The organism is Amycolatopsis sp. NPDC051102 (genome assembly GCF_040682815.1).
GTDB lineage: Bacteria > Actinomycetota > Actinomycetes > Mycobacteriales > Pseudonocardiaceae > Amycolatopsis.
In genome coordinates, this window is sequence record NZ_JBFBBT010000038.1 from 23,251 (window position 1) to 44,415 (window position 21,165).

The 21,165-nt window shown below is 71.2% G+C and carries 24 protein-coding genes; 13 read left to right on the forward strand and 11 right to left on the reverse strand.

The window, feature by feature from the left end:
• Positions 1–115: 115 nt before the first annotated feature.
• The 3 genes from wecB to AB0M93_RS47085 all read right to left on the reverse strand — a co-directional run bounded on the left by wecB (position 116) and on the right by AB0M93_RS47085 (position 2,316).
• On the reverse strand, positions 116–1,261 hold the full coding sequence (gene wecB / locus AB0M93_RS47075; protein WP_364287612.1) for a UDP-N-acetylglucosamine 2-epimerase (non-hydrolyzing): 1,146 nt from the start codon (positions 1,259–1,261) through the stop codon (positions 116–118).
• Positions 1,262–1,357: 96 nt separating this feature from the next.
• Positions 1,358–1,537 carry an LPXTG cell wall anchor domain-containing protein gene (locus AB0M93_RS47080; protein ID WP_364287525.1) on the reverse strand — a complete coding sequence of 60 codons (180 nt, stop codon included), beginning with the start codon at positions 1,535–1,537 and terminating at the stop codon, positions 1,358–1,360.
• Between the two features lie 11 nt (positions 1,538–1,548).
• Positions 1,549–2,316 (reverse strand): choice-of-anchor P family protein, encoded by a 768-nt coding sequence (locus AB0M93_RS47085; RefSeq protein WP_364287528.1) that lies wholly within the window; start codon positions 2,314–2,316, stop codon positions 1,549–1,551.
• Positions 2,317–2,697: 381 nt separating this feature from the next.
• On the opposite strand from AB0M93_RS47085, the gene xrtP reads away from it, so the two are divergent.
• Positions 2,698–3,186, forward strand: a complete 489-nt coding sequence (xrtP, locus tag AB0M93_RS47090) for an exosortase P (RefSeq protein WP_364287531.1) — start codon at positions 2,698–2,700, stop codon at positions 3,184–3,186.
• Positions 3,183–4,559, forward strand: a complete 1,377-nt coding sequence (locus AB0M93_RS47095; RefSeq protein ID WP_364287534.1) for a glycosyltransferase — start codon at positions 3,183–3,185, stop codon at positions 4,557–4,559. The genes xrtP and AB0M93_RS47095 overlap by 4 nt, the downstream gene beginning before the upstream one ends.
• A gap of 21 nt (positions 4,560–4,580) precedes the next feature.
• On the opposite strand, the gene AB0M93_RS47100 is transcribed toward AB0M93_RS47095, so the two are convergent.
• The 6 genes from AB0M93_RS47100 to AB0M93_RS47125 form a co-directional block, all read right to left on the reverse strand.
• Entirely contained in the window at positions 4,581–6,458 is a 1,878-nt protein-coding gene (locus AB0M93_RS47100) for a peptidoglycan recognition family protein (protein ID WP_364287537.1), read from the reverse strand.
• A 100-nt stretch (positions 6,459–6,558) separates the two neighbouring features.
• Entirely contained in the window at positions 6,559–7,278 is a 720-nt protein-coding gene (locus AB0M93_RS47105; protein WP_364287540.1) for a methyltransferase domain-containing protein, read from the reverse strand.
• Positions 7,275–7,607, reverse strand: a complete 333-nt coding sequence (locus tag AB0M93_RS47110) for a metalloregulator ArsR/SmtB family transcription factor (protein WP_364287543.1) — start codon at positions 7,605–7,607, stop codon at positions 7,275–7,277. The genes AB0M93_RS47105 and AB0M93_RS47110 overlap by 4 nt, the downstream gene beginning before the upstream one ends.
• Before the next feature lie 50 nt (positions 7,608–7,657).
• Positions 7,658–8,065 carry an arsenate reductase ArsC gene (locus AB0M93_RS47115; RefSeq protein WP_364287546.1) on the reverse strand — a complete coding sequence of 136 codons (408 nt, stop codon included), beginning with the start codon at positions 8,063–8,065 and terminating at the stop codon, positions 7,658–7,660.
• A complete protein-coding gene (gene arsB, locus AB0M93_RS47120) occupies positions 8,062–9,126 on the reverse strand; it encodes an ACR3 family arsenite efflux transporter (protein WP_364287549.1) in 1,065 nt (354 codons plus the stop codon). Before arsB ends, AB0M93_RS47115 begins: the two co-directional genes overlap by 4 nt.
• On the reverse strand, positions 9,123–9,476 hold the full coding sequence (locus tag AB0M93_RS47125) for a metalloregulator ArsR/SmtB family transcription factor (protein ID WP_364287552.1): 354 nt from the start codon (positions 9,474–9,476) through the stop codon (positions 9,123–9,125). The genes arsB and AB0M93_RS47125 overlap by 4 nt, the downstream gene beginning before the upstream one ends.
• A 71-nt stretch (positions 9,477–9,547) precedes the next feature.
• Between AB0M93_RS47125 and AB0M93_RS47130 the strand changes: the two genes are divergently transcribed.
• The 4 genes from AB0M93_RS47130 to AB0M93_RS47145 all read left to right on the forward strand — a co-directional run bounded on the left by AB0M93_RS47130 (position 9,548) and on the right by AB0M93_RS47145 (position 12,894).
• Complete coding sequence (locus tag AB0M93_RS47130) at positions 9,548–10,003, forward strand: ArsI/CadI family heavy metal resistance metalloenzyme (RefSeq protein WP_364287555.1); 456 nt, start codon at positions 9,548–9,550, stop codon at positions 10,001–10,003.
• A gap of 197 nt (positions 10,004–10,200) precedes the next feature.
• Positions 10,201–10,494 (forward strand): co-chaperone GroES, encoded by a 294-nt coding sequence (groES, locus tag AB0M93_RS47135; protein WP_004559922.1) that lies wholly within the window; start codon positions 10,201–10,203, stop codon positions 10,492–10,494.
• A gap of 98 nt (positions 10,495–10,592) precedes the next feature.
• Positions 10,593–12,206 carry a chaperonin GroEL gene (gene groL / locus AB0M93_RS47140; RefSeq protein WP_364287558.1) on the forward strand — a complete coding sequence of 538 codons (1,614 nt, stop codon included), beginning with the start codon at positions 10,593–10,595 and terminating at the stop codon, positions 12,204–12,206.
• 82 nt (positions 12,207–12,288) lie between these two features.
• Positions 12,289–12,894, forward strand: a complete 606-nt coding sequence (locus AB0M93_RS47145; RefSeq protein WP_364287561.1) for a DUF2625 family protein — start codon at positions 12,289–12,291, stop codon at positions 12,892–12,894.
• A 74-nt stretch (positions 12,895–12,968) separates the two neighbouring features.
• Here the strand turns inward: AB0M93_RS47145 and AB0M93_RS47150 are convergent, their stop codons facing one another.
• Positions 12,969–13,271 carry a WhiB family transcriptional regulator gene (locus AB0M93_RS47150; RefSeq protein ID WP_364287564.1) on the reverse strand — a complete coding sequence of 101 codons (303 nt, stop codon included), beginning with the start codon at positions 13,269–13,271 and terminating at the stop codon, positions 12,969–12,971.
• Between the two features lie 209 nt (positions 13,272–13,480).
• Here AB0M93_RS47150 and AB0M93_RS47155 point away from each other — a divergent pair, with 209 nt between their 5' ends.
• From AB0M93_RS47155 to AB0M93_RS47175, 5 genes are all read left to right on the forward strand, one after another.
• Positions 13,481–14,425 (forward strand): MerR family transcriptional regulator, encoded by a 945-nt coding sequence (locus AB0M93_RS47155; protein ID WP_364287567.1) that lies wholly within the window; start codon positions 13,481–13,483, stop codon positions 14,423–14,425.
• A gap of 493 nt (positions 14,426–14,918) precedes the next feature.
• Complete coding sequence (locus tag AB0M93_RS47160) at positions 14,919–15,773, forward strand: hypothetical protein (RefSeq protein ID WP_364287570.1); 855 nt, start codon at positions 14,919–14,921, stop codon at positions 15,771–15,773.
• A gap of 131 nt (positions 15,774–15,904) precedes the next feature.
• Positions 15,905–16,501, forward strand: a complete 597-nt coding sequence (locus tag AB0M93_RS47165) for a response regulator transcription factor (RefSeq protein ID WP_003073605.1) — start codon at positions 15,905–15,907, stop codon at positions 16,499–16,501.
• 384 nt (positions 16,502–16,885) lie between these two features.
• Complete coding sequence (locus tag AB0M93_RS47170) at positions 16,886–17,458, forward strand: sigma-70 family RNA polymerase sigma factor (RefSeq protein WP_043786628.1); 573 nt, start codon at positions 16,886–16,888, stop codon at positions 17,456–17,458.
• A complete protein-coding gene (locus AB0M93_RS47175) occupies positions 17,459–18,397 on the forward strand; it encodes an anti-sigma-D factor RsdA (protein ID WP_364287573.1) in 939 nt (312 codons plus the stop codon).
• A gap of 65 nt (positions 18,398–18,462) precedes the next feature.
• On the opposite strand, the gene AB0M93_RS47180 is transcribed toward AB0M93_RS47175, so the two are convergent.
• Positions 18,463–18,858 carry a DUF5319 domain-containing protein gene (locus AB0M93_RS47180; RefSeq protein ID WP_003073549.1) on the reverse strand — a complete coding sequence of 132 codons (396 nt, stop codon included), beginning with the start codon at positions 18,856–18,858 and terminating at the stop codon, positions 18,463–18,465.
• Positions 18,859–18,987: 129 nt separating this feature from the next.
• Between AB0M93_RS47180 and guaB the strand changes: the two genes are divergently transcribed.
• Positions 18,988–20,499, forward strand: coding sequence for an IMP dehydrogenase (gene guaB / locus AB0M93_RS47185; protein WP_364287576.1), 1,512 nt, complete (start codon positions 18,988–18,990; stop codon positions 20,497–20,499).
• Positions 20,500–20,644: 145 nt separating this feature from the next.
• Complete coding sequence (locus AB0M93_RS47190) at positions 20,645–21,154, forward strand: hypothetical protein (RefSeq protein WP_364287579.1); 510 nt, start codon at positions 20,645–20,647, stop codon at positions 21,152–21,154.
• Positions 21,155–21,165: the final 11 nt, after the last annotated feature.

A 21,165-nucleotide genomic window follows, 5' to 3' on the forward strand; every position in this document is an offset into this window, starting at 1 on the left:
TCTCTCCCCCCCCCCCACCCTCTCCCGTTCTGTGCTTGTTGGTCTGGCAATCCCTGCGGGTCGTGTTTGTTCGGCCCGGAACTAACCCCCATAACCACTCACGACGAGTTTGGGCCTACGAAGCTGCGGCTGGGGTCGCGGCTCGGACGCCCAGCAGCTCCTCGATCGCCGCGACCGCCAGGACCGCTGCATTCCCCTCGCCGTAAGGGTTTCCCACCTGTGCTGGGCGTAGCTCGCCGCGCAGCAACCTTGCTGCCGTGTCCGCTATTCGCTCCGTGTCCGTGCCCGCCAGCCAGGCGCAGCCCGCCTCCACTACCTCCATCCGCTCGGTCACGTCGCGCAATACCACCACCGGTGTGCCGAACGTCGGGGCCTCCTCCTGGATACCGCCCGAGTCCGTCAGGACCAGGGAGGCCAGGCGCAGCGCGCGGACCAGGTCCGGGTACTCCAAGGGGTCCGTCACCGTCACCCGGGGCAAGCCGTCCAGTGCTGCCTCCACCTGGGTGCGGACCTGGGGGTTCGGGTGGGCCGGGAACAGCACCTGGACGTCCGGGTGCTCGGCCACCAGCAGCTGCACCGCCGCCAGGGTTCGCTCCAGTGGCTCGCCCCAGGACTCGCGGCGGTGGGACGTCACGAGCACCAGGCGCTCGCCCGCCTCGGCGATCTCCATCTCCAGCAACGCCAGCGCCGTGTCGCGGGCCGGCAGGTCGCGGGCCGTTATCTCCAGCACCGCGTCCACCACCGTGTTGCCCGTGACCGCGATCTGCTGCCGCGCAACGCCTTCCGAGCGCAACGCCGCCGCCGCGCCCAAGGTCGGTGCCAGGTGCAGCGCCGCGATCCGCGACACCATCTGGCGTGCGCCCTCCTCCGGGAACGGTGCCGCGAGGTCGTGGGTGCGCAGGCCCGCCTCCAGGTGGACCACCGGGATGCCCAGCCAGAACGCGGCCAGCGCGCCCGCGAGCGTCGTCGTCGTGTCGCCCTGGACCACCAGCGCCGCCGGGGTGTGCCGGCGCAGCGTCTCGTCGAGTGCGGGCAGCAGGCCCGCCACCAGTTCCGCCTGGCCGCCGGTGACCCGCGGTGGCACGTCCAGCCACACGTCCGCGGTCAGGCCGAACGGCTCCAGGGCCTGCTCGACCATGCCCGGGTGCTGGCCGCTGTGGACCAGGACCGGGCGCAGCACGGGGTGCGCCGCCAGTGCCAGTGCCAGCGGTGCGAGCTTGACGGCTTCGGGCCGCGTTCCGGCCAGCAACATCACGTCCACCCGGGGGTGCCCCTTCTCCACATCATCCAGTGTCCGGCAAATATCCACCCACCGGGCCGCCGGCGTGCGAGGGGCACACGCCGGCGGCCCGGTTTCTCAGTTGCGCGCCCGGGCGAGACGGCGGTGGCGGCGGTGGACGGCGATCAGCGCGACGGTCCCGAGCAGGACCAGGAGCACGCCGACGGCCAGCCACCACCCGATGTCCGCGCCGGTGGCGGCGAGAGTGCCGACCCCGCCACCGGCCACGCCGACCCCGGCGCCCGGCATCCGGTACATCCCGGCCTCGCTCAGGCTTGCGCGGAACGGCGGCGGAGGATGCGCGTGCCGACCGGCACCGCGACGGCGCCGAGCAGCCCGAGCCCGATCCACAGGCCCGCGCCCGACGCCAGCGGCATCGGCGGCGCCGCCGGCCCGCAGGTCGCCGACGACACGACGACGTCACCCGAGCCGAGCGCCTTGAGCCCGGCGCCGAGCAGCTTCACGTGGACGGCGTTGACCGTGAGGCTGCCGTCTTTGTTCTCGACCTGCTCGTTCAGGATGATCGTGGCGACGTTGAGCGCGCCGAGACCCACCTTGATCTGCGTGTTCGCGGCCGGCGTGGCGTCGACCGCGCCGACGCTGCCGAGGTTCGCGCCGACGAGTTTCGTGCTGCCCTCGACGCCCTTCTGCGTCGCGGTGCAGACGGCCTCGACGACCTTGATACCGACGTCGCCGAGGGCGGCCTTCAGCAGCGGCAGCGTGACGTCGGCGGTGCTCGCCTTCGCTGTCACCGCCCCGGAATTCTCGTCTCGCTTGGCTTCGGTGTTGACGGCGCCGGCGGTCAGGACGCCGGGGAGGTCGACCTTCGCCAGGCTGCTGCTCGTCGGGCCCGCGGTGTCGGCGGCCGCGAACGGGCCCGCCTTCACCGCGTCCTGGCCGAGCAGCTTGACGTCGACCTTGACGCCGTAGGCGGATCCGTCGCCGGGGGCCGCCGAAGCGGGGGCCGCGCCGGCGAGCACGACGCTCGCCACGACCGCGGCGAGCAGCCCGCCACGGCGCACGAGGGAGCTCTTCATCAAGTGGTCCTCCGAATTTGCTGGATTTATCGGGGGTGCGTGACGGCGGCGCGGAACGAACCGGCTTGCCTCGACTCGGCACGCGGATCGACTATCGCGAAGACCGGCTCGAATAGCACACAAAATTTCCCGAATCACCGGATCGGGTAAGGCTCGGCGGCGTTTCCGCAGGTCGCCTGAACGTCACTCGATTGGCGTAACAAGTTCCGCGAAGGTCCAACCGATTGGGGCGGCTTTTCCACCCCTCCGAGTGGAAAGGCGGTGCACACATGTCCTACTCTCGCCCGAAGGTCCGCAGCTTGATCGAAAACCCGCACCGAGAGGAACGTCGTGGCCGTAGCGAGCGCTCCGAACTCAGGAATGGCAAGGTTTCCGCTGGTCATGGCGTTGAGTGCGCTGGCCGCCGCGGGGGTCGCGGTGGTGCTGGCCGAGCGGCTCTACCGCGAGCTGGAGGTGCGGTTGGCGGGAGCGATCCTCGGTCTGTTCACTACATCGGGTGTTTATGTGGCACCCGATCGGGAGTCCGTTTACTTTGGGTTGACCAGCACTACTCCGTTCGGGTTGAGAATGACGCCGGAATGTTCTTCGGCGTTCCTTTTGCTCCCGCTGCTCGTTGTGACGATGGCCATGGTGTACTTCCGGCCGTCGAATGCGCGCCGGCTCTTCTTTTCGCTCGGCCTTTCGGCATTCGTCGTCGTGCTGGTGAATCAGCTGCGCATTCTCACGATCGTCGGGCTGGTGCACGGGCTCGGCACCGACGAGGGCTACTACTGGGGCCACACGCTGCTCGGCTCGATGGTCAGCGTGTTCGGCGGCGCCGTCTCGATCGTCCTGTTCGTCTGGCTGGCCACCCGGAAGAAGAACGCATGAGCGGCAAGGTCCTGCTGGCGATCACCCAGGCGTTCGCGCTCACCATGAGCGTGGCGTTCCTCGTGTACGTCGTCGTGATCGTGGTGCCGTACCTGCGCCGCAAGCCCGGCCCGGCTGGCGACCCGGCGGACTTCACGTGGCACTTCTTCGTGCCGTGCCGCGACGAGCAGACGGTCATCCGCGAGACGATCCGCTACCTGCGCACCACGTTCCGCCACGCGCACGTCTGGGTCGTCGACGACGACTCGGAGGACCGCACCGCGCGGGTCGTCCGGATGCTGTGGCGCCGCCACGGCGGCTACGACCCGTACCTGCACCTGGTGCCGCGGGTGCGGCCCGAAGCCCGCACCGGCAAGGGTGACGCGCTGAACGCGGCGTACCGCGCCCTGAACGACTGGATGGGCCCGGACGCGAGCCGTGACGACGTCGTCGTGGTGGTCGTCGACGCCGACGGCCGGCCGGCGCCGAACTGCCTGGCGGTCTGCGCGGCGGACCACCTCTTCGGCGACCCGGGGATCGGCGCGGTCCAGCTCGACGTGTGGATGGGCAACGCCGGCACCCCGCCGCCGACGCGCCACCCGGTCGGCCGCTGGTTCGGCCGCAAGCTCGCGCAGCTGCAGGACCTGGAGTTCCGGACGGCGATCGCGGCGATCCAGACGTCCCGCGGCTTCACCGGCACGATCTCGATGGGCGGCAACGGCCAGTTCACCCGCCTCACGGCGCTGGACTCGATCGCCGGCGATGGCGGAGAGCCGTGGCGCGGCTCGCTGCTGGAGGACTTCGAACTCGGCGTCCACCTGCTCACGGCGGGCTGGCGCACCGGGTTCACCGCGGATTCCCACGTGTCCCAGGAGGGCCTGTACAGCCTGCGGCGGTTCCTGGTGCAGCGCACGCGGTGGGGCCAGGGCACCATGCAGTGCGCCCGGTACCTGCGGCGGATCTGGGATTCACCGCACGTCAGCACGCTCGGCGCGGCGGAGATGATGTACTACCTGGCCCAGCCGTGGCTGCAGCTGCTGGGTTCGCTGCTGTACCCGATCCCGTTCGTGCTGCTGGTGATCGGCACCGCGGGCGACCCGGCGCAGATGTGGACGTGGTTCACCGGCGGCGCCTGGATCCTGTTCGCCATCTACGGGTCGTTCGGGCTGCTGCCGTTCCTCGTCTGGGGCCCGATCTACCAGCTCAAGTGCTTGCGCAGCAGGAACATCCTGCGCGGGCTGGGCATGGGACTGGCGTACGCGGCCTACATCTACACGTTCTACGTGACGTCGTGGCGCGCGTTGTTCCGGCTGGTCCGCGGGCGCAACGGCTGGGCCAAGACCCGCCGCAACACCGAACAGGCGACCGGGGCGAAGGTCGCGCTCGACGCCTGAGCGCGACCTCCGCCCGGCCGGTCAGAACGCCGGGAGGAACCGGACGTCGTCCGCCTTGACGAAGGCGATCCGGTGCCCGAACTGGATCTGGACGTACTTCAGCTTGCCCTTGACGACCACGTGGTCGGCCACGTCGAAGGTGGTCGCCCAGTAGTACTCCGACCCGACCACGCCGCCCGACGAGTACTTCTGGCCGGCGGCCAGCGTGTAGGGCAGCGGGGTGATGGCCTGCACGGTGACGTTCGCCGGGTAGGCCTCCGGCTCGGGGTAGGCGCGGCCGTACACCGGCACCGACGCGAGGCCGGGCTTGGGCGTGACGACCAGGCCGATCGCGGGCTTCGCGACCCGGGCGCCGCGCGGGTTGTGGAACCAGCCCTTCTGCCCGAGGTACCAGATCGCCGTCCAGTCGCCCTTGACCTCGGCGACGGCGTACTGCTGCCCGGTCGCGACGCGGCTTCCGACGTCCGCGACGTCCATTGTGGACGCCGTGCCCTTCGGGTGCAGGCCGATGTCGACCAGCAGCGGCGACGTCTCGCTGGGCTCCGAGTGCAGCACGACGGCCTCCGAGCCGCGGGCCACGCAGGGCGTGCCGGGGGAGTCGCAGCCGGTGAACGCGGGCTGGTTCTTCGCGAAGTCCGGGTCGATGGTGACCAGCGACGAGCCGGGCAGGCCGAACCCGCCGAGCGGCGCGCCGAGCAGGTCGAAGTAGTGGGACCAGTCCCAGTAGGGGCCCGGGTCCCAGTGCATGCCCGCGATCGTCGCCGGGGTCGTGCCCGGCACGTTGTCGTGCCCGATGATGTGCGCGCGGTCGAGCGGGATGCCGTACTTGCGCGCGAGGTAGCCGACGAGCTTCGCGCTCGCGCGGTACATGGCCTCGGTGTACCAGGTGCCCTTCGCGGCGAAGCCCTCGTGCTCGATGCCGATCGACTTCGCGTTGACGTACCAGTTGCCGGCGTGCCAGGCGACGTCCTTGGTCGGCACGTGCTGCGCGATCAGGCCGTCGGCCGAGCGGATGGTGTAGTGCCAGCTCACGTACGTCGGGTCCTGGGCGAGGTCCAGGACGTTCGCCCAGTAGCCCTCGGTGTCGTGGATGACGATGTGGTCGATCTTCTGGCTGTTCGGGCGGTCGGCGAGGTCGTGGTTGCCGTAGTCGTCGCCCGGCAGCTCCTGGTAGGGCGCCGGGACGGACTCGCAGGCGACCCGGCGCGGGCATTCGACGTTCGCCGGCGTCGGCTCGGCGTGCTGCGGCACGGCCAGGTCCGGCGTCGGGCTGAGCGTGACCTGCTGGCCGTCGTCGGTGGTCCGGGCGGTGCCGGTCTTGATCGTGTCGAAGACCTCGTCGGCGAAGGTCTGCGCCGCCGTCTGGTCGGCTGAGCCGCTGTAGCGGGCGACGGCGTCATACCAGTTGCCGCCGGTGTGGTATTTCGCGAGGAGGGCCGCGCCGCCCCGGATGTTCTGCGTGGCGTCGGTGCGCAGCGTCTTTGCGTCGGTGTGGAGGAGTTGCGCGGCCTCGTCGACGGTCTGCAGCGTGGGCGGTGGGGCCGCGGGGCGCGCCTGGGGGTGGCGGGCCGGGCGGGCTTCGTCGCCTCGGGCGTCCTCGGTGCCTTCGTCGTGGTGGCTGGTCGCCGCACCGGCTTCGCGGAGGTCGGTGAGGTGCATGGGGCCGTAGCCGGCCGAGGTGCTGGGGGTGCCGGCGTTCGCGTCCCAGCGGGATTCCAGGTAGGAGACGCCCAGGAGGACGTTCTCCGGGACGCCGAACTCTTTTGCCGCTGCCGTGAAGTCGCGTTGGCGTTGGCCGGCCGGGTCGGCTTGGGCGGGAGCGGCGGCGAGGCCGCTCGCGAGCGTGACGGCCGCGACGAGCGCCGCGGCTCTCGGGAGGGAACGGGACGACATGGGCATAAACCCCCAGGGTTCCGGTGCCGGACGTCAAAACCTAACCAGAAACTCATGCCAGAGGTAAGGGGGTTGCCCTGGTTCCCGCTCGTCGTCCTCGAGGAGGCTACGACGGTCCCGTTGCGTTGATGATCGCCGAGTGGAGTTTGGGCCCCACCTCGCTGGTGAGCTGGATGGTGATGCCGGTGAAGCCCGCTTCCTGCAGGAGTTCCCGGTAGCTGCCGGGGGTCAGGGCGTCGCCCAGGCACTCGATCGTGGGTGCGCCGGCCGCTCGTTCGGCGTCCGTGAGCGTGTCGGCGGCCACGATGTCCGTGATGCCCAGGCGGCCTGCTGGGCGCAGGACCCGGGCTATCTCGCCGAACACCGCTCTCTTGTCCGGGGAGAGCGTGATGACGCAGTTGGAGATGACCACGTCCACCGAGCCGTCCGGGAGCGGGATCCGCTCGATCGTGCCCTTGATGAACTCCGCGTTCGCCACTCCGGCCTGGTCGGCGTGACGGCGGGCCAGCGTCAGCATCTCGTCCGTCATGTCCAGGCCTATCGCGCGGCCCGTCGGGCCTACCCGGCGGGCGGAGAGAAGCACGTCCAAGCCGCCGCCCGAGCCCAGGTCGAGGACCGTTTCGCCGGGGTGCAGGTCGGCCACCGCCAGGGGATTGCCGCAGCCCAGGCTGGTTGCCGCCACCTCCGGCGGGACCTCCTCGTCCGCGTAGTGGACCGCGCCGACTCGCTCGGTCTCGCCTTCGCCGGTGAGCAGGCCCGTTTCCTCGCCCGCCAGGGCTCGGCGGGCTGCCGCCGCGTAGCGGTCGCGGATCGCGTCGTGGTTCATCGGGCTGTCTCGCACGTGACCGCCGCGAACGGGAGGACTCCGCGGCCCATGACCACGTCGGCCGCCGTGGGGAAGCAGGACACGCAGCGCTGGTTGACCTCGTAGAGCCGGGCTGTGCCGCGGGGTTCGGCGAGCACGAACCGGGCTTCGGTGAGGATCTTCAGGTGGGCCGAGACCGTCGACTGGCCGACGTCGACCCGCTCGACTATCTGCCCGACCGTCATCGGGGTGCCGGCGGTCGCCAGGAGGTTCAGGATCTGGACCCGCGTCGGGTCCGCCAGCGCCCGGAACCAGCCGGCGTACGTCTCGGCCGTCGCGCGGTCCAGCATGTGACCCCCATTCATCGTTCATCGACGATAGACGATGAACGGGGAGTGCCTCAAGAGGTGGCCGGGACCAGTTCGGCGAGGAGGGTGCGGACCCGCTCGTCGATCTCGTCGCGGATGGGGCGGATCCGCTCGGCCGGGAGGCCCGCGGGGTCGGCCAGCTGCCAGTCGAGGTACCGCTTGCCGGGGAAGACCGGGCAGGCGTCGCCGCAGCCCATGGTGATCACCACGTCGGCGGCCTCGACCGCGTCCGTCGTCAGGCGCTTCGGGAACTCGCGGGAGACGTCGATGCCCACCTCCGCCATCACCGCGACCACCGCCGGGTTGACCTCGCTCGCCGGTGCCGAGCCGGCCGATCGGACGGTCACCCGGCCGGCGGCGTGGTGGTGCAGCAGCGCGGCGGCCATCTGGGAGCGGCCCGCGTTGTGGACGCAGACGAACAGGACTTCGGGCGTGTTCACGGGGTGACCTGCACGGGCGCAGGGGTGAAGCGGCGGCGCAGCGCCAGGGACACGTACACGAGCGCGACCAGCACCGGGACTTCGATCAGCGGGCCGACCACGCCTGCCAGCGCCTGTCCGCTCGTCGCGCCGAACGTGGCGATGGCCACGGCGATGGCGAGTTCGAAGTTGTTGCCCGCCGCCGTGAACGCCAGGGTCGTGGTGCGCTCGTACGACAGGCCCACCGCCTTGCCGAACGCGTACGAGCCCGCCCACATCAGTCCGAAGTAGACCAGCAGCGGCACCGCGATGCGGACGACGTCCAGCGGCCGCGCGGTGATCTGGTCGCCTTGCAGGGCGAAGAGGACCACGATGGTGAACAGCAGCCCGTAGAGCGCCGCCGGGCCGATCTTCGGCAGGAAGCGCGTCTCGTACCAGGTGCGGCCCTTGGCGCGTTCGCCGAGCCGGCGCGTCAGGTAGCCGGCCAGGAGCGGGATGCCGAGGAAGGTCAGCACGCTCTTCGCGATCTGCCAGCCGGAAACCGCGAGGCCGGCCTGGGCGAGACCGAGCCGGCCGGGCAGGACCGAGAGGTAGAACCAGCCGAGCAGGCCGAACGCGAGCACCTGGAACACCGAGTTCAGCGCGACGAGCACAGCGGCGGCTTCCCGGTCGCCGCAGGCGAGGTCGTTCCAGATGACGACCATCGCGATGCAGCGGGCGAGGCCGACGATGATCAGGCCGGTCCGGTACTCGGGCAGGTCGGGCAGCAGCAGCCAGGCCAGCGCGAACATCAGCGCCGGGCCGATCAGCCAGTTCAGCACCAGCGACGGCCACAGCAGCCGGCGGTCGCGGGTGACGCCGCCGAGCCGGTCGTAGCGGACCTTCGCCAGCACCGGGTACATCATCACCAGCAGCCCGAGCGCGATCGGCAGCGAGATCCCGTCCACCTGCACGGCGGACAGCGCCGTGTTCAGCCCGGGCACCCAGCGCCCGGCGAGCAGCCCGCCGGCCATCGCGGCGGCGATCCACACGGGCAGGAACCGGTCCAAAGTGGACAGCCGACCGACGACGCCGTCCCTCACGCCGGGACGATCGCGTCGCCGGGGACCAGCACGGCCGAAAGCCGGGCCAGCACCTCGGGGTGGACGCGGTAGTAGACCCAGGTCCCGCGCCGTTCGCCGGTGATCAGGCCGGACTCGCGCAGCACCTTCAGGTGGTGGGAGATGGTCGGACCGGTCAGGTCGAAGGCGTCGGTCAGATCGCAGACGCACGCCTCGCCCCCGGCGTGGGAGGCGATCAGCGACAGCAGCCGCAGGCGGACCGGGTCGGCCATCGCCTTGAACAGCTTCGCCAGTTCGACGGCCTGGACCTCGGACAGGGGATCGCGGGCCAGCGGGGAGCAGCACTGGACGACCGGCAGCTGTTTCGACACATCTCTATCTTGACATCCATCTATCTAGTGGGCAAGTCTGTTTAGACAAACATCTATTCAAGGAGGACGGGATGTCACGGGTACAGCTCGCACTGCGGGTCGGCGACCTCGAGGGCTCGATCGACTTCTACTCGAAGCTGTTCGGCGCGGAGCCGGCCAAGCGCCGTCCCGGCTACGCGAACTTCGCCATCACCGAACCGGCGCTCAAGCTGGTGCTCCTGGAGGGCGAGCCGGGCCAGGCAACGGTCATGGACCACCTCGGCGTCGAGGTCGAGTCGACGGACCAGGTCAGCGAGGCGAGCAAGAGGCTCACCGGAGAGGGCCTGGAGACGCTGACCGAGGACGACACGACCTGCTGCTACGCGGTCCAGGACAAGGTGTGGGTCCACGGACCGGGCCAGGAGCCGTGGGAGGTCTACACGGTCAAGGCGGACTCGCCGACGTACGGAACGGACAGCGCGGCGCTGGCGGCCACCTGCTGCACGCCCGGCGCGGAGCCGGCCAAGCCCGAGGGCTGCTGCTCCTGACCCCGGCGCATAACAGCCGGTCAGGTGAGGTTGCGCGGCTTTTCGCCACGTCGGGTGGACCCTCCTTGCACGACTGGCACTCACGTGGCTAGAGTGCTAATCGCACGGCCCGACAGCCCCGGCACCCGCGACGGCGGGGGTGGTAGAGCCGTAACCACATCCTGCCAACGCTTTCGACGACCGTGGAGGTCAACCCGGTGAGCGTGAACATCAAGCCGCTCGAGGACAAGATCGTTGTCCAGACGAGCGAGGCCGAGGAGACGACCGCTTCCGGCCTCGTCATCCCCGACACCGCCAAGGAGAAGCCCCAGGAGGGCAAGGTTCTGGCCGTGGGCCCGGGCCGGATCGACGACAAGGGCAACCGCGTCCCGCTGGACGTGAACGTCGGCGACGTCGTCATCTACTCCAAGTACGGCGGCACCGAGGTCAAGTACAACGGCGAGGACTACCTCATCCTGTCCGCCCGCGACGTGCTGGCCGTCATCAACTGACGTCCGCTCGCAGCGCATGACGCCCCGGGCCCCGCTCAACGCCGGGGAGCGGGGCGTTCTTGCGTTCCAGACCCACCGAAAGGTAAGCGGAAACCGCTATGCCCAAGCAGATCAGTTTCGACGAGGACGCTCGTCGCGCGCTGGAGCGCGGGGTGAACAAGCTCGCCGACGCGGTCAAGGTCACCCTCGGCCCGCGCGGTCGCCACGTCGTGCTCGACAAGAAGTTCGGCGGGCCGACCATCACCCTCGACGGCGTCACCGTCGCCCGTGAGATCGAGCTCGACGACCCGTTCGAGAACCTCGGCGCGCAGCTCGCCAAGAGCGTCGCCACCAAGACCAACGACGTCGCCGGCGACGGCACCACGACCGCGACCGTGCTCGCGCAGTCGCTGGTGAAGGTCGGCCTGCGCAACGTCGCGGCCGGCGCGAACCCGACCTCGATCGGCCGCGGCATCGAGGCCGCCGCGGAGAAGGTCATCGAGGTCCTCAAGGCCAAGGCCACCCCGGTCAAGGGCCGCGAGAACATCGCCCAGGTCGGCACCGTGACCTCCCGCGACGCCAACATCGGCGCCCTGCTCGGCGAAGCCGTCGAGAAGGTCGGCGAGGACGGCGTCATCACCATCGAGGAGTCGTCGACCCTGGCGACCGAGCTGGTGATCACCGAGGGCGTCCAGTTCGACAAGGGCTTCCTCTCGGCGCACTTCGCGACCAACCCGGAGGAGCAGAAGGCGATCCTCGAGGACGCCTACGTCCTGCTGCACCGCGAGAAGATCTCGGCGCTGGCCGACCTGCTGCCAGTGCTGGAGAAGGTCGTCGAGGCCAAGAAGCCGCTGCTGATCATCGCCGAGGACGTCGACGGCGAGGCGCTGTCCACCCTCGTGGTGAACTCGCTGCGCAAGACGATCACCGCCGTCGCGGTCAAGGCGCCGTTCTTCGGCGACCGCCGCAAGGCGTTCCTGGACGACCTCGCGGTCGTCACCGGCGGCGAGGTGATCTCCGCGGAGATCGGCCGCAAGCTGTCCGACGTCGACCTCGGCGCGCTGGGCAAGGCCCGCCGGATCGTCGTCACCAAGGACGACACCACGATCGTCGACGGCGCCGGCTCCAAGGACGCCATCTCCGGGCGGGTCGCGCAGATCCGCAAGGAGATCGAGACGACCGACTCCGACTGGGACCGCGAGAAGCTGCAGGAGCGGCTCGCGAAGCTCGGCGGCGGCGTCGCGGTGATCAAGGTCGGCGCGGCCACCGAGACCGAGCTGAACGAGCGCAAGCACCGCATCGAGGACGCCGTGGCTTCGACCAAGGCGGCCGTCGAGGAGGGCATCCTGCCCGGCGGCGGTTCGGCGCTGGTCCACGCGGTCAAGGAGCTCGAGGGCGGCTTGGGCCTGGAAGGCGACGAGGCCACCGGCGTGCGCATCGTCAAGGACGCGCTGACGGCGCCGCTGTTCTGGATCGCGACCAACGCGGGCCACGAGGGCGCGGTCATCGTCAACAAGGTGCAGGAGCAGGGCTGGGGCCAGGGCTTCAACGCCGCCACCGGCGAGCTGACCGACCTGCTGGCCGCCGGCATCGTCGACCCGGTCAAGGTGACCCGGTCCGCGGTGGCGAACGCCGCCTCGATCGCGCGTCTCGTGCTGACGACGGAGTCGTCGATCGTCGAGAAGCCGGCCGACGAAGAGCCCGCCGCGGCGGGCCACGGCCACTCGCACTGACGCAGTACGCGAAGCGGGGCGGTACCTCTCCGGAGGTGCCGCCCCGTTTTCGTGCGCCCGGCCGTCTGCCACGCTGGCCGGCGTGACGACATCCGCGTGGGACGAGGTATCCGCCGCGATCGCCGCCGCGCCGTACCCGGTGGCCGTGCTCGACGCGGACGGCGACCGCGCGACCCACTGCCTGCGCGAACTGCGGATCACCACGACGTCGTGGCTGGGTGCGGTCGTCGGCCACACCGGCGGCCTGCTGATCGACCACGGGTGGCTGCGGGTGCTCGGCAGCGGCGCGGAGGCCCTGCCCGGCATCCTCGACCGCGCCGAACCCGCCTCCGGCATCTTGCCGGTCGCCTACGACGTGCTGGGCGGCAAGTACGTCTGGGCGGTCAACGCCACCGGCCGGCCGACCATCCACTACTTCGGGCCGGACGTTCTCGAGTGGCAGGACCTCGAGCAGGGGTACGCCGGCTGGCTGCACGCGGTGCTGGCCGGTTCGCTCGGCCGGTTCTACGAGACCCTGCGCTGGCCCGGTTGGGAGAGCGAGGCCGGCGCGGTCGCGGCCGACCAGGGCATTCACACCTTCCCGCCGCCCTGGAGCAAGGAAGGCAAAGATCTCTCGGCGGTGGCGCGGACGATCGTCGCGTTGCCGGAGCTGGTCTCGGTGCACCAGAACACCGCCCGGCAGCTCTGACCGCCGCGAACCCCTGAACGGCACGGAGGGCGGCACCCCACCCGGTGCCGCCCTCCGATGTCTGTGTGGCGCGCTCAGCCGCTCGACATGCTGAGCGCGCGTTTGTCCGATTTGATGATGTGTTCCCGCTCGGACTCCGAGAGCCCGCCCCAGATGCCGTACGGCTCGTGCACGGCCAGCGCGTGGCTGCGGCACATCTCCAAGACCGGGCAGCTCAGGCAGACGGCTTTCGCTCTGGCCTCCCGTCGTGCCCGCGCCGGGCCGCGCTCGCCGTCCGGGTGAAAGAAGGACGCGCTGTCCATCCCCCGGCACGACCCTTCGAGCTGCCAGTCCCACATGTCGGCGTTGGGTCCTGGGAGCCTGCGCGTGTCTGCCATCCTGACCGCCTCCGTCATTCGGTCGATGCCGCTAGCTGCTCTGCTGTGGTGCCGATACTCCATTCGGTGCAACGGCGGTAACGTTAGAAGCGCGCCAATAGTTGTTCAAGCGATTCGGTTCGATTCAGCCGTTAGGCATCCCCCGGATGTGTGAGCAGGGCTTTCGCCTCCGGTTGCCGACCGCGCTGGGTGCCTGGATATTGAGCCTCGTGGGAGCTGGGTCGGGCACCGAAGAACCCACCCTGCCGGTGGCCTCGGTCGCCCGCCGGCTCGGGGTCGCGCCGTCCACCCTCCGAACCTGGGACCGCCGCTACGGGCTGGGCCCCAGCCGGCACACCGACGGCCGCCACCGCCGCTACGGCAGCTCCGACATCGGCAGGCTCGAACTGATGCAGCGAGCGCTGCTGAGCGGCGCGTCGACGGCCGAGGCGGCGCGCTACGCCCTCGAGCAGATGCCACGCTCGGGGCCACCGCAGCCGGACGAGCCCGGCGAGCCACCCGCGGCTTCGGTCGCCGACGACGGCCTCGAGGTCCGTTCCCGCCTGGCCCGCCGCCTGAGCACGGCGGCGCTGGCCATGGACGTCGGCGCGGTCCAGCGGATGCTCGCGGACACCATCGCCGAACTGGGCGTGCTCCCGGCGTGGACGGGCGTGATCGAGCCGGTGCTGTCGGCGCTCGGGGCCCGCTGGCGCGGCGCCAGCGCGGGCGCGGAGGTCGAGTACCTGCTCGCCGAGTGCGTGTTCGCGGCGCTGGTCCGGGCGACGCCGGTGCTCGACGAGCCGCGCAACACCCGACCGGTGATCCTCGGCTGCGTCCCCGACGAGCGCGATTCGATGCCGATGTACGCGCTCGCGGCGTCGCTGGCCGGCCGGCGGATCGGCGCCCAGCTGTTCGGCGTGCCACTGCCTGCGGAGGTCTTGGCGGTGGCTGTGCGCCGGAGTGCGCCGGCGGCGGTGGTGCTGTGGGCGCAGGGCCGCGGGGTCGCTGACGCGCGGCTGTTCGCGAGGGTGTCCCGCGGCCGCCAGCGCAGCCGCCTGTTCGCGTGCGGCCCCGGCTGGGATCCGGCGGGGCTGCCGGACAAGGTGGAGCTGCTGACGGACCTGCCGAGTGCCGCGCACCGCATCGAGCACGTCCTGGTCGGCGGGCGGCCGTAGCGGTGGCCGAGCGGTTGTCCCCGGCCCGGCCGAGCGGTCGTCCACACCCCGGCTGAGCGGGTGTCCACGGCCCGGCCGAGCGGTCCACGCCGCGGCCGTGCGCTTGCCCATACCCCGGTAGTGAGGTCGTCCGCACTCCCGCCGAGCGGTTGCCCACGCCGCGGCCGTGCGCTTGCCCACACCCCGGCAGTGCGGTCGTCCACACGCCGGCCGAGCGGTTGTCCACCCCGGCCGTCCGGTCCCGTCCACACCCCCGCCGTGCGGTGGTCCGCAGCCCAGCCGAACGGTTGCCCACACCCCGGCCAAGCGGTTGTCCACACCCCCGCGGTGATGTGGACAGCTCCGGCCGCCGAGCCGCGATTCGCCGGTTCTGTCGCATCCGGCCGATAGACTGGACCGGGGTCAGCCCCCAGGGATGGGTGGGGCACGACTGTCCCGGGCTTGGCGGCACTTCGATCATGTTTTTGTCGGTGTGACCCGCTAGAAAGGACGGGTGCACGAACCCGCCCTCAGGGCCGCCGCGTTCGGGAGCGACCCCCGCCCCGAGCCCGCCGTCATGCGCGGGCGCGGCACCCCGCGGGAACGGCTGCTCGCCGCCGTCGTGCTCGGTGCTCAGGGCCGGTACGCCGCCGCGGCAAGCCTTCTAGACCGGCTCCGGCGTGAGACCGACCCCCTGGCCGCCTCGCTCGCCGCCAGCACCCTCGCGTCGCACCGGCGGCAGCTCGGTGGGCACCGGCAGGCTCGGGCGCTCGACGGCGAAGCCTTCGCCGAAGCCGCCCACTTGGACACCCAGCCCGATCCCGACGGTCTCGACGCCGCCGGGGCGAGGGCCGATGCCCTGCTCGGCCTGGCCGCCGACAACCTCGCCCTCGGCCGGCTCGCCGCCGCCCGGCGGCTCGCCGAGCGGGCGCGCGCCGAGGATGCCGGGTGGCGGGCCACCGTGCGGGGTGGCTGGGTCGGGGCCGAAATCGCCCTCGCCGCAGGTCAGGGGGCCGATGCCGTACCCCATGCCGAACGCGCTCTGGAAACCGCGGTCGCGCGGGGTGCTCGGAGGCACGTCGTGAAATCCGGGATTGTGCTGGCCGTGGCGCTGCGGGCCGCCGGGGGTCCCGATCACCGGGAGATTTCGGACGACCTTGTCGGAAATGCAATGGCGGCCGCGGAGGAATGCGAACTCCTTTCACTTTCGTGGCCGGCGGCCCTCGTCGCGGCCGACCTGCGCCCAGGACACGCCGAGGAGTATCGATTCAGAGTGGCGCAGGTGTTGCACGCAGTGTTACGAAGCGCAGATCCTTGCGGGAGGAGGGTTGCGGGGGAATCACCATGGGTCCCCGTCCCGGGTGGTTGAGCCGTCGGAATGGGGTGTTCCGGCATCCGGGCTAAGAAAGTTCAAAAAAAGCCACCGGATCGTGTCAAGGTTCGGGCTAAAGCGTCCGATAGGGGAAGAGGAATGTCACCCGGCTGCAGGAAGGAAACCCCGTGACGACGGTCTTGATCTGCGACGACCGACGCAGTGTCCGTGAAGGGCTCACCCGAGTGATGTCCGCGGTCCCTGGGGTCAGTCGCATCGACTGCGTAGCGCACGGTGACGAGCTGCTGGCCCGGTACTCCCGTCAGCCCGTCGACGTCGTGCTGGTCGGGACGCAACGCGCGGTCCCGACGGGTGTCGAAGCCACCCGGCGGCTCGTCTCGGCCAACCCCCAGGCGAACGTCATCGTCTTCGGTGCTCCGGACGACGCGGGCAGCATCGCCGCCGCGATCGCCGGCGGTGCCCGCGGCTACCTCCGCTGGGACGCGTCCCGGCCGGAGCTGGTCGCCGCGCTGGCCCACACCCTCGCGAGCACCTCGGTGCCCGCGCCCCGTCAGCCGTCCGACCCGGGCGTCCAGCTGACCGAGCGCGAGCTTCAGGTACTCCGCGGGATGAGCCAGGGCAAGAGCAACGGCCAGATCGGCCGCGAGCTCTACCTGTCCGAGGACACGGTCAAGACCCACGCCCGGCGGCTGTTCCGCAAGCTCGGCGTGCGCGACCGCGCGCAGGCCGTGGCGCACGGCTTCCGCCGCGGCCTGGTCAGCTGACCTGCTGCTCTCCCCGTTCCTGACACGGCCGGTTCACAGGTGACGACGGGCCAGGGCGCACCGCCCTGGCCCGTACCTGTGTGGTCCCCATCACCCACCGGCGCCCGCCAGGGCAGCCCCGCGGCCGTTCGCCGCCCGGCGCCGTCCCTCCGACGGTTCTCGTATCCGTGCCGCCGTTCACTCGTTGAATCGACGATGCCGACCACGGGTCTGCACGACAATCCGTATTTCCGCGGCTACGGAGGCCGCGGCACGCCGGGGAGCACCGCGCGCGCCGCACCGGACCGGGCCGCAGGTACGGTAGCGGTCACCGGTGCGCGGTGGAGGCGACCACGGGCCGGGTTCTTTGCCCACCTACACGTAACACTGGGACTGTTGTCTGCGATGGCCAATGTGGGGGATGGACTGGATGAGCCGGTCGCCGCTGCTGTCGAGGGAGATCCCCAGGCAGTGGAGCGGCTGCTGGCTGCTATCCGTCCACTGGTAGTGCGGTATTGCCGCGCCCGGGTTGGCAGGCAGGAGCGATCGTTCGCTTCCGCAGACGACGTTGCGCAGGAGGTGTGTCTCGCGGTGCTAACGGCATTGCCTTCGTACCGTGACCAAGGCCGCCCTTTTCTGGCGTTCGTCTACGGGATCGCGCAGCACAAGGTGGCCGACGCGCACCGCGCGGCCGCGCGCAACCGGGCCGAGCCGGTGGCCGAGATCCCCGACGAGGTCGAGGTCGGGGTCGGCCCCGAGCAGCGGGCGCTGCAAGGTGAACTGAACGAGCGGATGTCCCAGTTGTTGCAGGTGCTGCCGGACAAGCAGCGGGAGATCGTGGTGTTGCGCGTGGTCGTGGGCCTGTCGGCGGAGGAGACCGCGGACGCGGTCGGCTCCACGCCCGGCGCCGTCCGCGTCGCCCAGCACCGCGCCCTCGCGCGGCTGAGAAAGGTCCTGGCCGCGGAGGAGGTGATCTGAGTGACCGGTCACGAGAAGAGATTCGAGCCGGATGACGTCTTCGGCAGTGGCCTGACGGCGTCGGAGGCGGAGTTCGCCGCCGACCTGTCGGCCGTGCAAGCCGACGACGCGCTGCTCGATGCGCTCGGCGGGTCCGACCCGGCGCTGGCCGACGGTCTCGGCGACCAGGAGCTCAACGCGTTGCTGGTGGCGTGGCGAAGAGACATCGACAGCGAGCCCTTGGCCGAGCTCGTCGACGTCGACACCGCCGTGCGCACCGTCAGCACCGCCGCTCTCGCGAAGCGGCACGCCTCGGGCGGACGCCGCCGCAGGCTGCTCGTCCCGGTCGCCGTCGCCGCCGCCGTGCTGGCGATCGCGTTCACCGGCACCGGGCTGGCCGCGCGCTCCGCGCAACCCGGCGACACGCTATGGGGCCTCGCCAAGGTCCTGTACTCCGACCACACCCGCTCGGTCGAGGCGGCCGCGACCGCCAAGCTCGACCTCGAGAAGGCCAACCTCGCCATCGCCGGGGGCAACCTCGACCTCGCCCGCCAGGCCCTCCAGGACGCCCAGGCCGCCCTGTCGCAGGTCACCGACGAGGAGAACCGCGACCAGCTGATGGAGCAGCACCGGCAGCTCGCCGCCCAGCTCCAGAACCCCGACGCGCCGGTGCAGGGTCCGATCCAGACCTCGGTGCCGCCAGTCTCGCCGGGTGCGCCGACGAGCCAGGTGCCGCCGGCCGGGTCGGCGTCGTCCCTCCCCGGCAGCGGCAGCGGGACAACGAGCCTGCCGGGCAGCGTGACACCGACACCGACACCCCCGCCGCCGACCACGACCCCGGCGCCGCCGACGACGACCGCGCCACCGCCGACCACCACCGGTGCGACCGGCAACGAGCCGGGTACGCCGCGCAGTGAGTCCGCGGGCGGTACGCCGCAGGGCGTCAGCGAGACGCCGTAGCAGCAGCCACGAGGAAAGCCCTGGTGAGCAAACTCACCAGGGCTTTTTCGTGGCTGGAGGGGCGCTCAGTAGGCGCTTTCGTTGGCCGTCACGCCGTCGGCGAAGCCGCGGCAGTAGTCCCAGCTGACGTAGTCGCCGGGGTTCGGGTCGTAGGCCGGCTCGTGCGGGCGCATCCGCCCGTCGGCCAGCAGCTGCTCGAGGCTCGCTCGCAGCAGGTGCCAGTCGTGGTAGTGCGGTTCGTCGCACTCGCCGCAGTCGACGACGATCCCGCGAACCCCGCGGGGTTCGAGCAGGGCCTGGTAGACGGCCAGATCGGAGAGGTCGGCCAGTAGCTCGGTGCGTTCGGAGTCGCTGATCGGCTCGTCCAGCCGGTCCTCGGGGTCTCCGAAAGCGCGGGCCGGGTCGTCCGGGTCGTCCGCGAACGGGTCTGGAGGCAGGACATCATGCGCCACGGCCTGCACGGTACCGGGCGGCCCCGCCGGCTCGCCCACCGCCCGGGGCGGGCGGCACGCGGTGGATATCATGAGGGGAAGGCTCCGAGTCGCCACAGCGACACGCTCATCCCGCGCCAGGAAGGCCCTTCACCCGCTATGACCAGCGACGGCACCACCGCCCCCGTTCCGGCCAAGTTCGCCATGCTCGGCCTGACTTTCGACGACGTGCTGCTGCTGCCGGCCGAATCGGACGTCGTCCCCAGCGCCGTCGACACGAGCTCCCGGCTGACCCGGAACATCACCCTCGGCGTCCCGCTGGTGTCCGCGGCGATGGACACCGTCACCGAGGCCCGGATGGCGATCGCGATGGCCCGCCAGGGCGGCATCGGCGTCCTGCAGCGCAACCTGCCGATCGACGAACAGGCCGCCGCGGTCGAGGTCGTCAAGCGGTCCGAAGCCGGCATGGTCACCGACCCCGTCACCTGCGCGCCGGACGCGACGCTGGCCGAGGTCGACGCCCTGTGCGCCAAGTTCCGCATCTCCGGCGTGCCGGTCACCGACGCCGCCGGGACGCTGGTGGGCATCATCACCAACCGCGACATGCGGTTCGAGGTGGACCACAGCCGCCCGGTGTCCGAGGTGATGACGAAGCCGCCGCTGGTCACCGCCCAGGTCGGCGTCTCGGCGGACGCCGCGCTCGGCCTGCTGCGCCGGCACAAGATCGAGAAGCTGCCGATCGTCGACGGCGCCGGCAAGCTCCGCGGCCTGATCACGGTCAAGGACTTCGTCAAGACCGAGCAGTACCCGAAGGCGACGAAGGACCCGGACGGCCGGCTCATCGTCGGCGCCGCGGTCGGCGTCGGCCCGGACGGCCACCAGCGCGCGATGGCGCTGGCCGACGCGGGCGTCGACGTCCTGATGGTCGACACCGCCCACGGGCACTCCCGCGCGGTCGTCGACACGGTCGCGCTGCTGAAGAAGGAGCTGGGCGACTCGGTCGACATCGTCGGCGGCAACGTCGCGACCCGGGCCGGCGCGCAGGCGCTGGTCGACGCGGGCGCGGACGGCATCAAGGTCGGCGTCGGGCCGGGCTCCATCTGCACCACCCGGATCGTCGCGGGCGTCGGCGTGCCGCAGATCTCGGCGATCTACGAGGCCGACCAGGCTGCGCGCCCGGCGGGCATCCCGGTGATCGGCGACGGCGGCATCCAGTACTCGGGCGACATCGCGAAGGCCATCGCGGCCGGCGCGTCCACGGTGATGCTGGGCAGCCTGCTGGCCGGCACCGCCGAGTCGCCGGGTGACCTGATCCTGGTCAACGGCAAGCAGTTCAAGGTCTACCGCGGCATGGGCTCGCTGGGCGCGATGCAGTCCCGCGGCCAGGGCAAGTCCTACTCGAAGGACCGCTACGCCCAGGACGACGTGCTCAACGAGGACAAGCTGGTCCCGGAGGGCATCGAGGGCCGCATCCCGTTCCGCGGCCCGCTGGCCAACGTCGTGCACCAGCTGGTCGGCGGCCTGCGCGCGGGTATGGGCTACGCCGGCGCCGAGACGATCGCGCAGCTGCAGGAGGCGCAGCTGGTCCGGATCACCGCGGCCGGGCTCAAGGAGAGCCACCCGCACGACATCACGATGACGGTCGAAGCGCCCAACTACACCACTCGCTGAGTCCTTTTCCGCTACGGCCCGCAGCGTGGCCCGCACTCCGGACCCGGTCCGAAGTGCGGGCTTCTCGCTGAGTCACGGTGACCTAGCGTGCTTACGGTAATCGGTCTATCGCGTTGCGTGGCAGTCGTGGTGTGCACTAGGACACATGACGGTCCTGCGCAGGGTGTTCTTCACGGCCGTCGCCCTGGTGTCCCTGTTCCTCGGCGGCGTGGTCTGCCTGATGTGCCAGGCCCTGGCCGGGCGCGACGCGCCGACGTACCGCGTCGAGGGCCACGTGACTTCCCACGAGCGCGGCGCGCTCCCGGTCGGCGGCAACGAGGACGCGGTGAGCCACACCATCGCGGTCGACGCCGACGGCCGGCAGTACCGTGTCACCGCGGTGGATCCCGGCCTGGACCTGCCGGCCGGCCAGCCGGTCACGCTCGACGTGTCGACAGCGGACGGCAGCATCGCCTACCTGCGCGCCGGCGGTGGCGTGGTCGACCTGCGCTCCGGCGTGGTGCGGCCGGTCCTGCTGATCACGGCGGCCCTGCTCGCCCTGGGCGCGGTGTACTTCGGCGCGGTCCGGCTGAACGTCTACCCGCCGGTGGCGACCTGGCTGGCCCTGGCGCTGGGGGCGCTGCTGGCGCCGATCGCGGTCTTCGTGCGCGTGTAGACCCCCGTGCG

Coding starts and splice junctions, on each gene's coding strand:
- AB0M93_RS47095 (WP_364287534.1), top strand. CDS start 3,183: ATGAGCGGCAAGGTCCTGCTGGCGATCACCCAGGCGTTCGCGCTCACC.
- AB0M93_RS47170 (WP_043786628.1), top strand. CDS start 16,886: ATGGCCAATGTGGGGGATGGACTGGATGAGCCGGTCGCCGCTGCTGTC.
- AB0M93_RS47190 (WP_364287579.1), top strand. CDS start 20,645: ATGACGGTCCTGCGCAGGGTGTTCTTCACGGCCGTCGCCCTGGTGTCC.
- groL (WP_364287558.1), top strand. CDS start 10,593: ATGCCCAAGCAGATCAGTTTCGACGAGGACGCTCGTCGCGCGCTGGAG.
- AB0M93_RS47100 (WP_364287537.1), bottom strand. CDS start 6,458: ATGCCCATGTCGTCCCGTTCCCTCCCGAGAGCCGCGGCGCTCGTCGCG.
- xrtP (WP_364287531.1), top strand. CDS start 2,698: ATGGCGTTGAGTGCGCTGGCCGCCGCGGGGGTCGCGGTGGTGCTGGCC.
- AB0M93_RS47150 (WP_364287564.1), bottom strand. CDS start 13,271: ATGGCAGACACGCGCAGGCTCCCAGGACCCAACGCCGACATGTGGGAC.
- AB0M93_RS47105 (WP_364287540.1), bottom strand. CDS start 7,278: ATGAACCACGACGCGATCCGCGACCGCTACGCGGCGGCAGCCCGCCGA.
- AB0M93_RS47110 (WP_364287543.1), bottom strand. CDS start 7,607: ATGCTGGACCGCGCGACGGCCGAGACGTACGCCGGCTGGTTCCGGGCG.
- guaB (WP_364287576.1), top strand. CDS start 18,988: ATGACCAGCGACGGCACCACCGCCCCCGTTCCGGCCAAGTTCGCCATG.
- AB0M93_RS47130 (WP_364287555.1), top strand. CDS start 9,548: ATGTCACGGGTACAGCTCGCACTGCGGGTCGGCGACCTCGAGGGCTCG.
- AB0M93_RS47085 (WP_364287528.1), bottom strand. CDS start 2,316: ATGAAGAGCTCCCTCGTGCGCCGTGGCGGGCTGCTCGCCGCGGTCGTG.
- AB0M93_RS47080 (WP_364287525.1), bottom strand. CDS start 1,537: ATGTACCGGATGCCGGGCGCCGGGGTCGGCGTGGCCGGTGGCGGGGTC.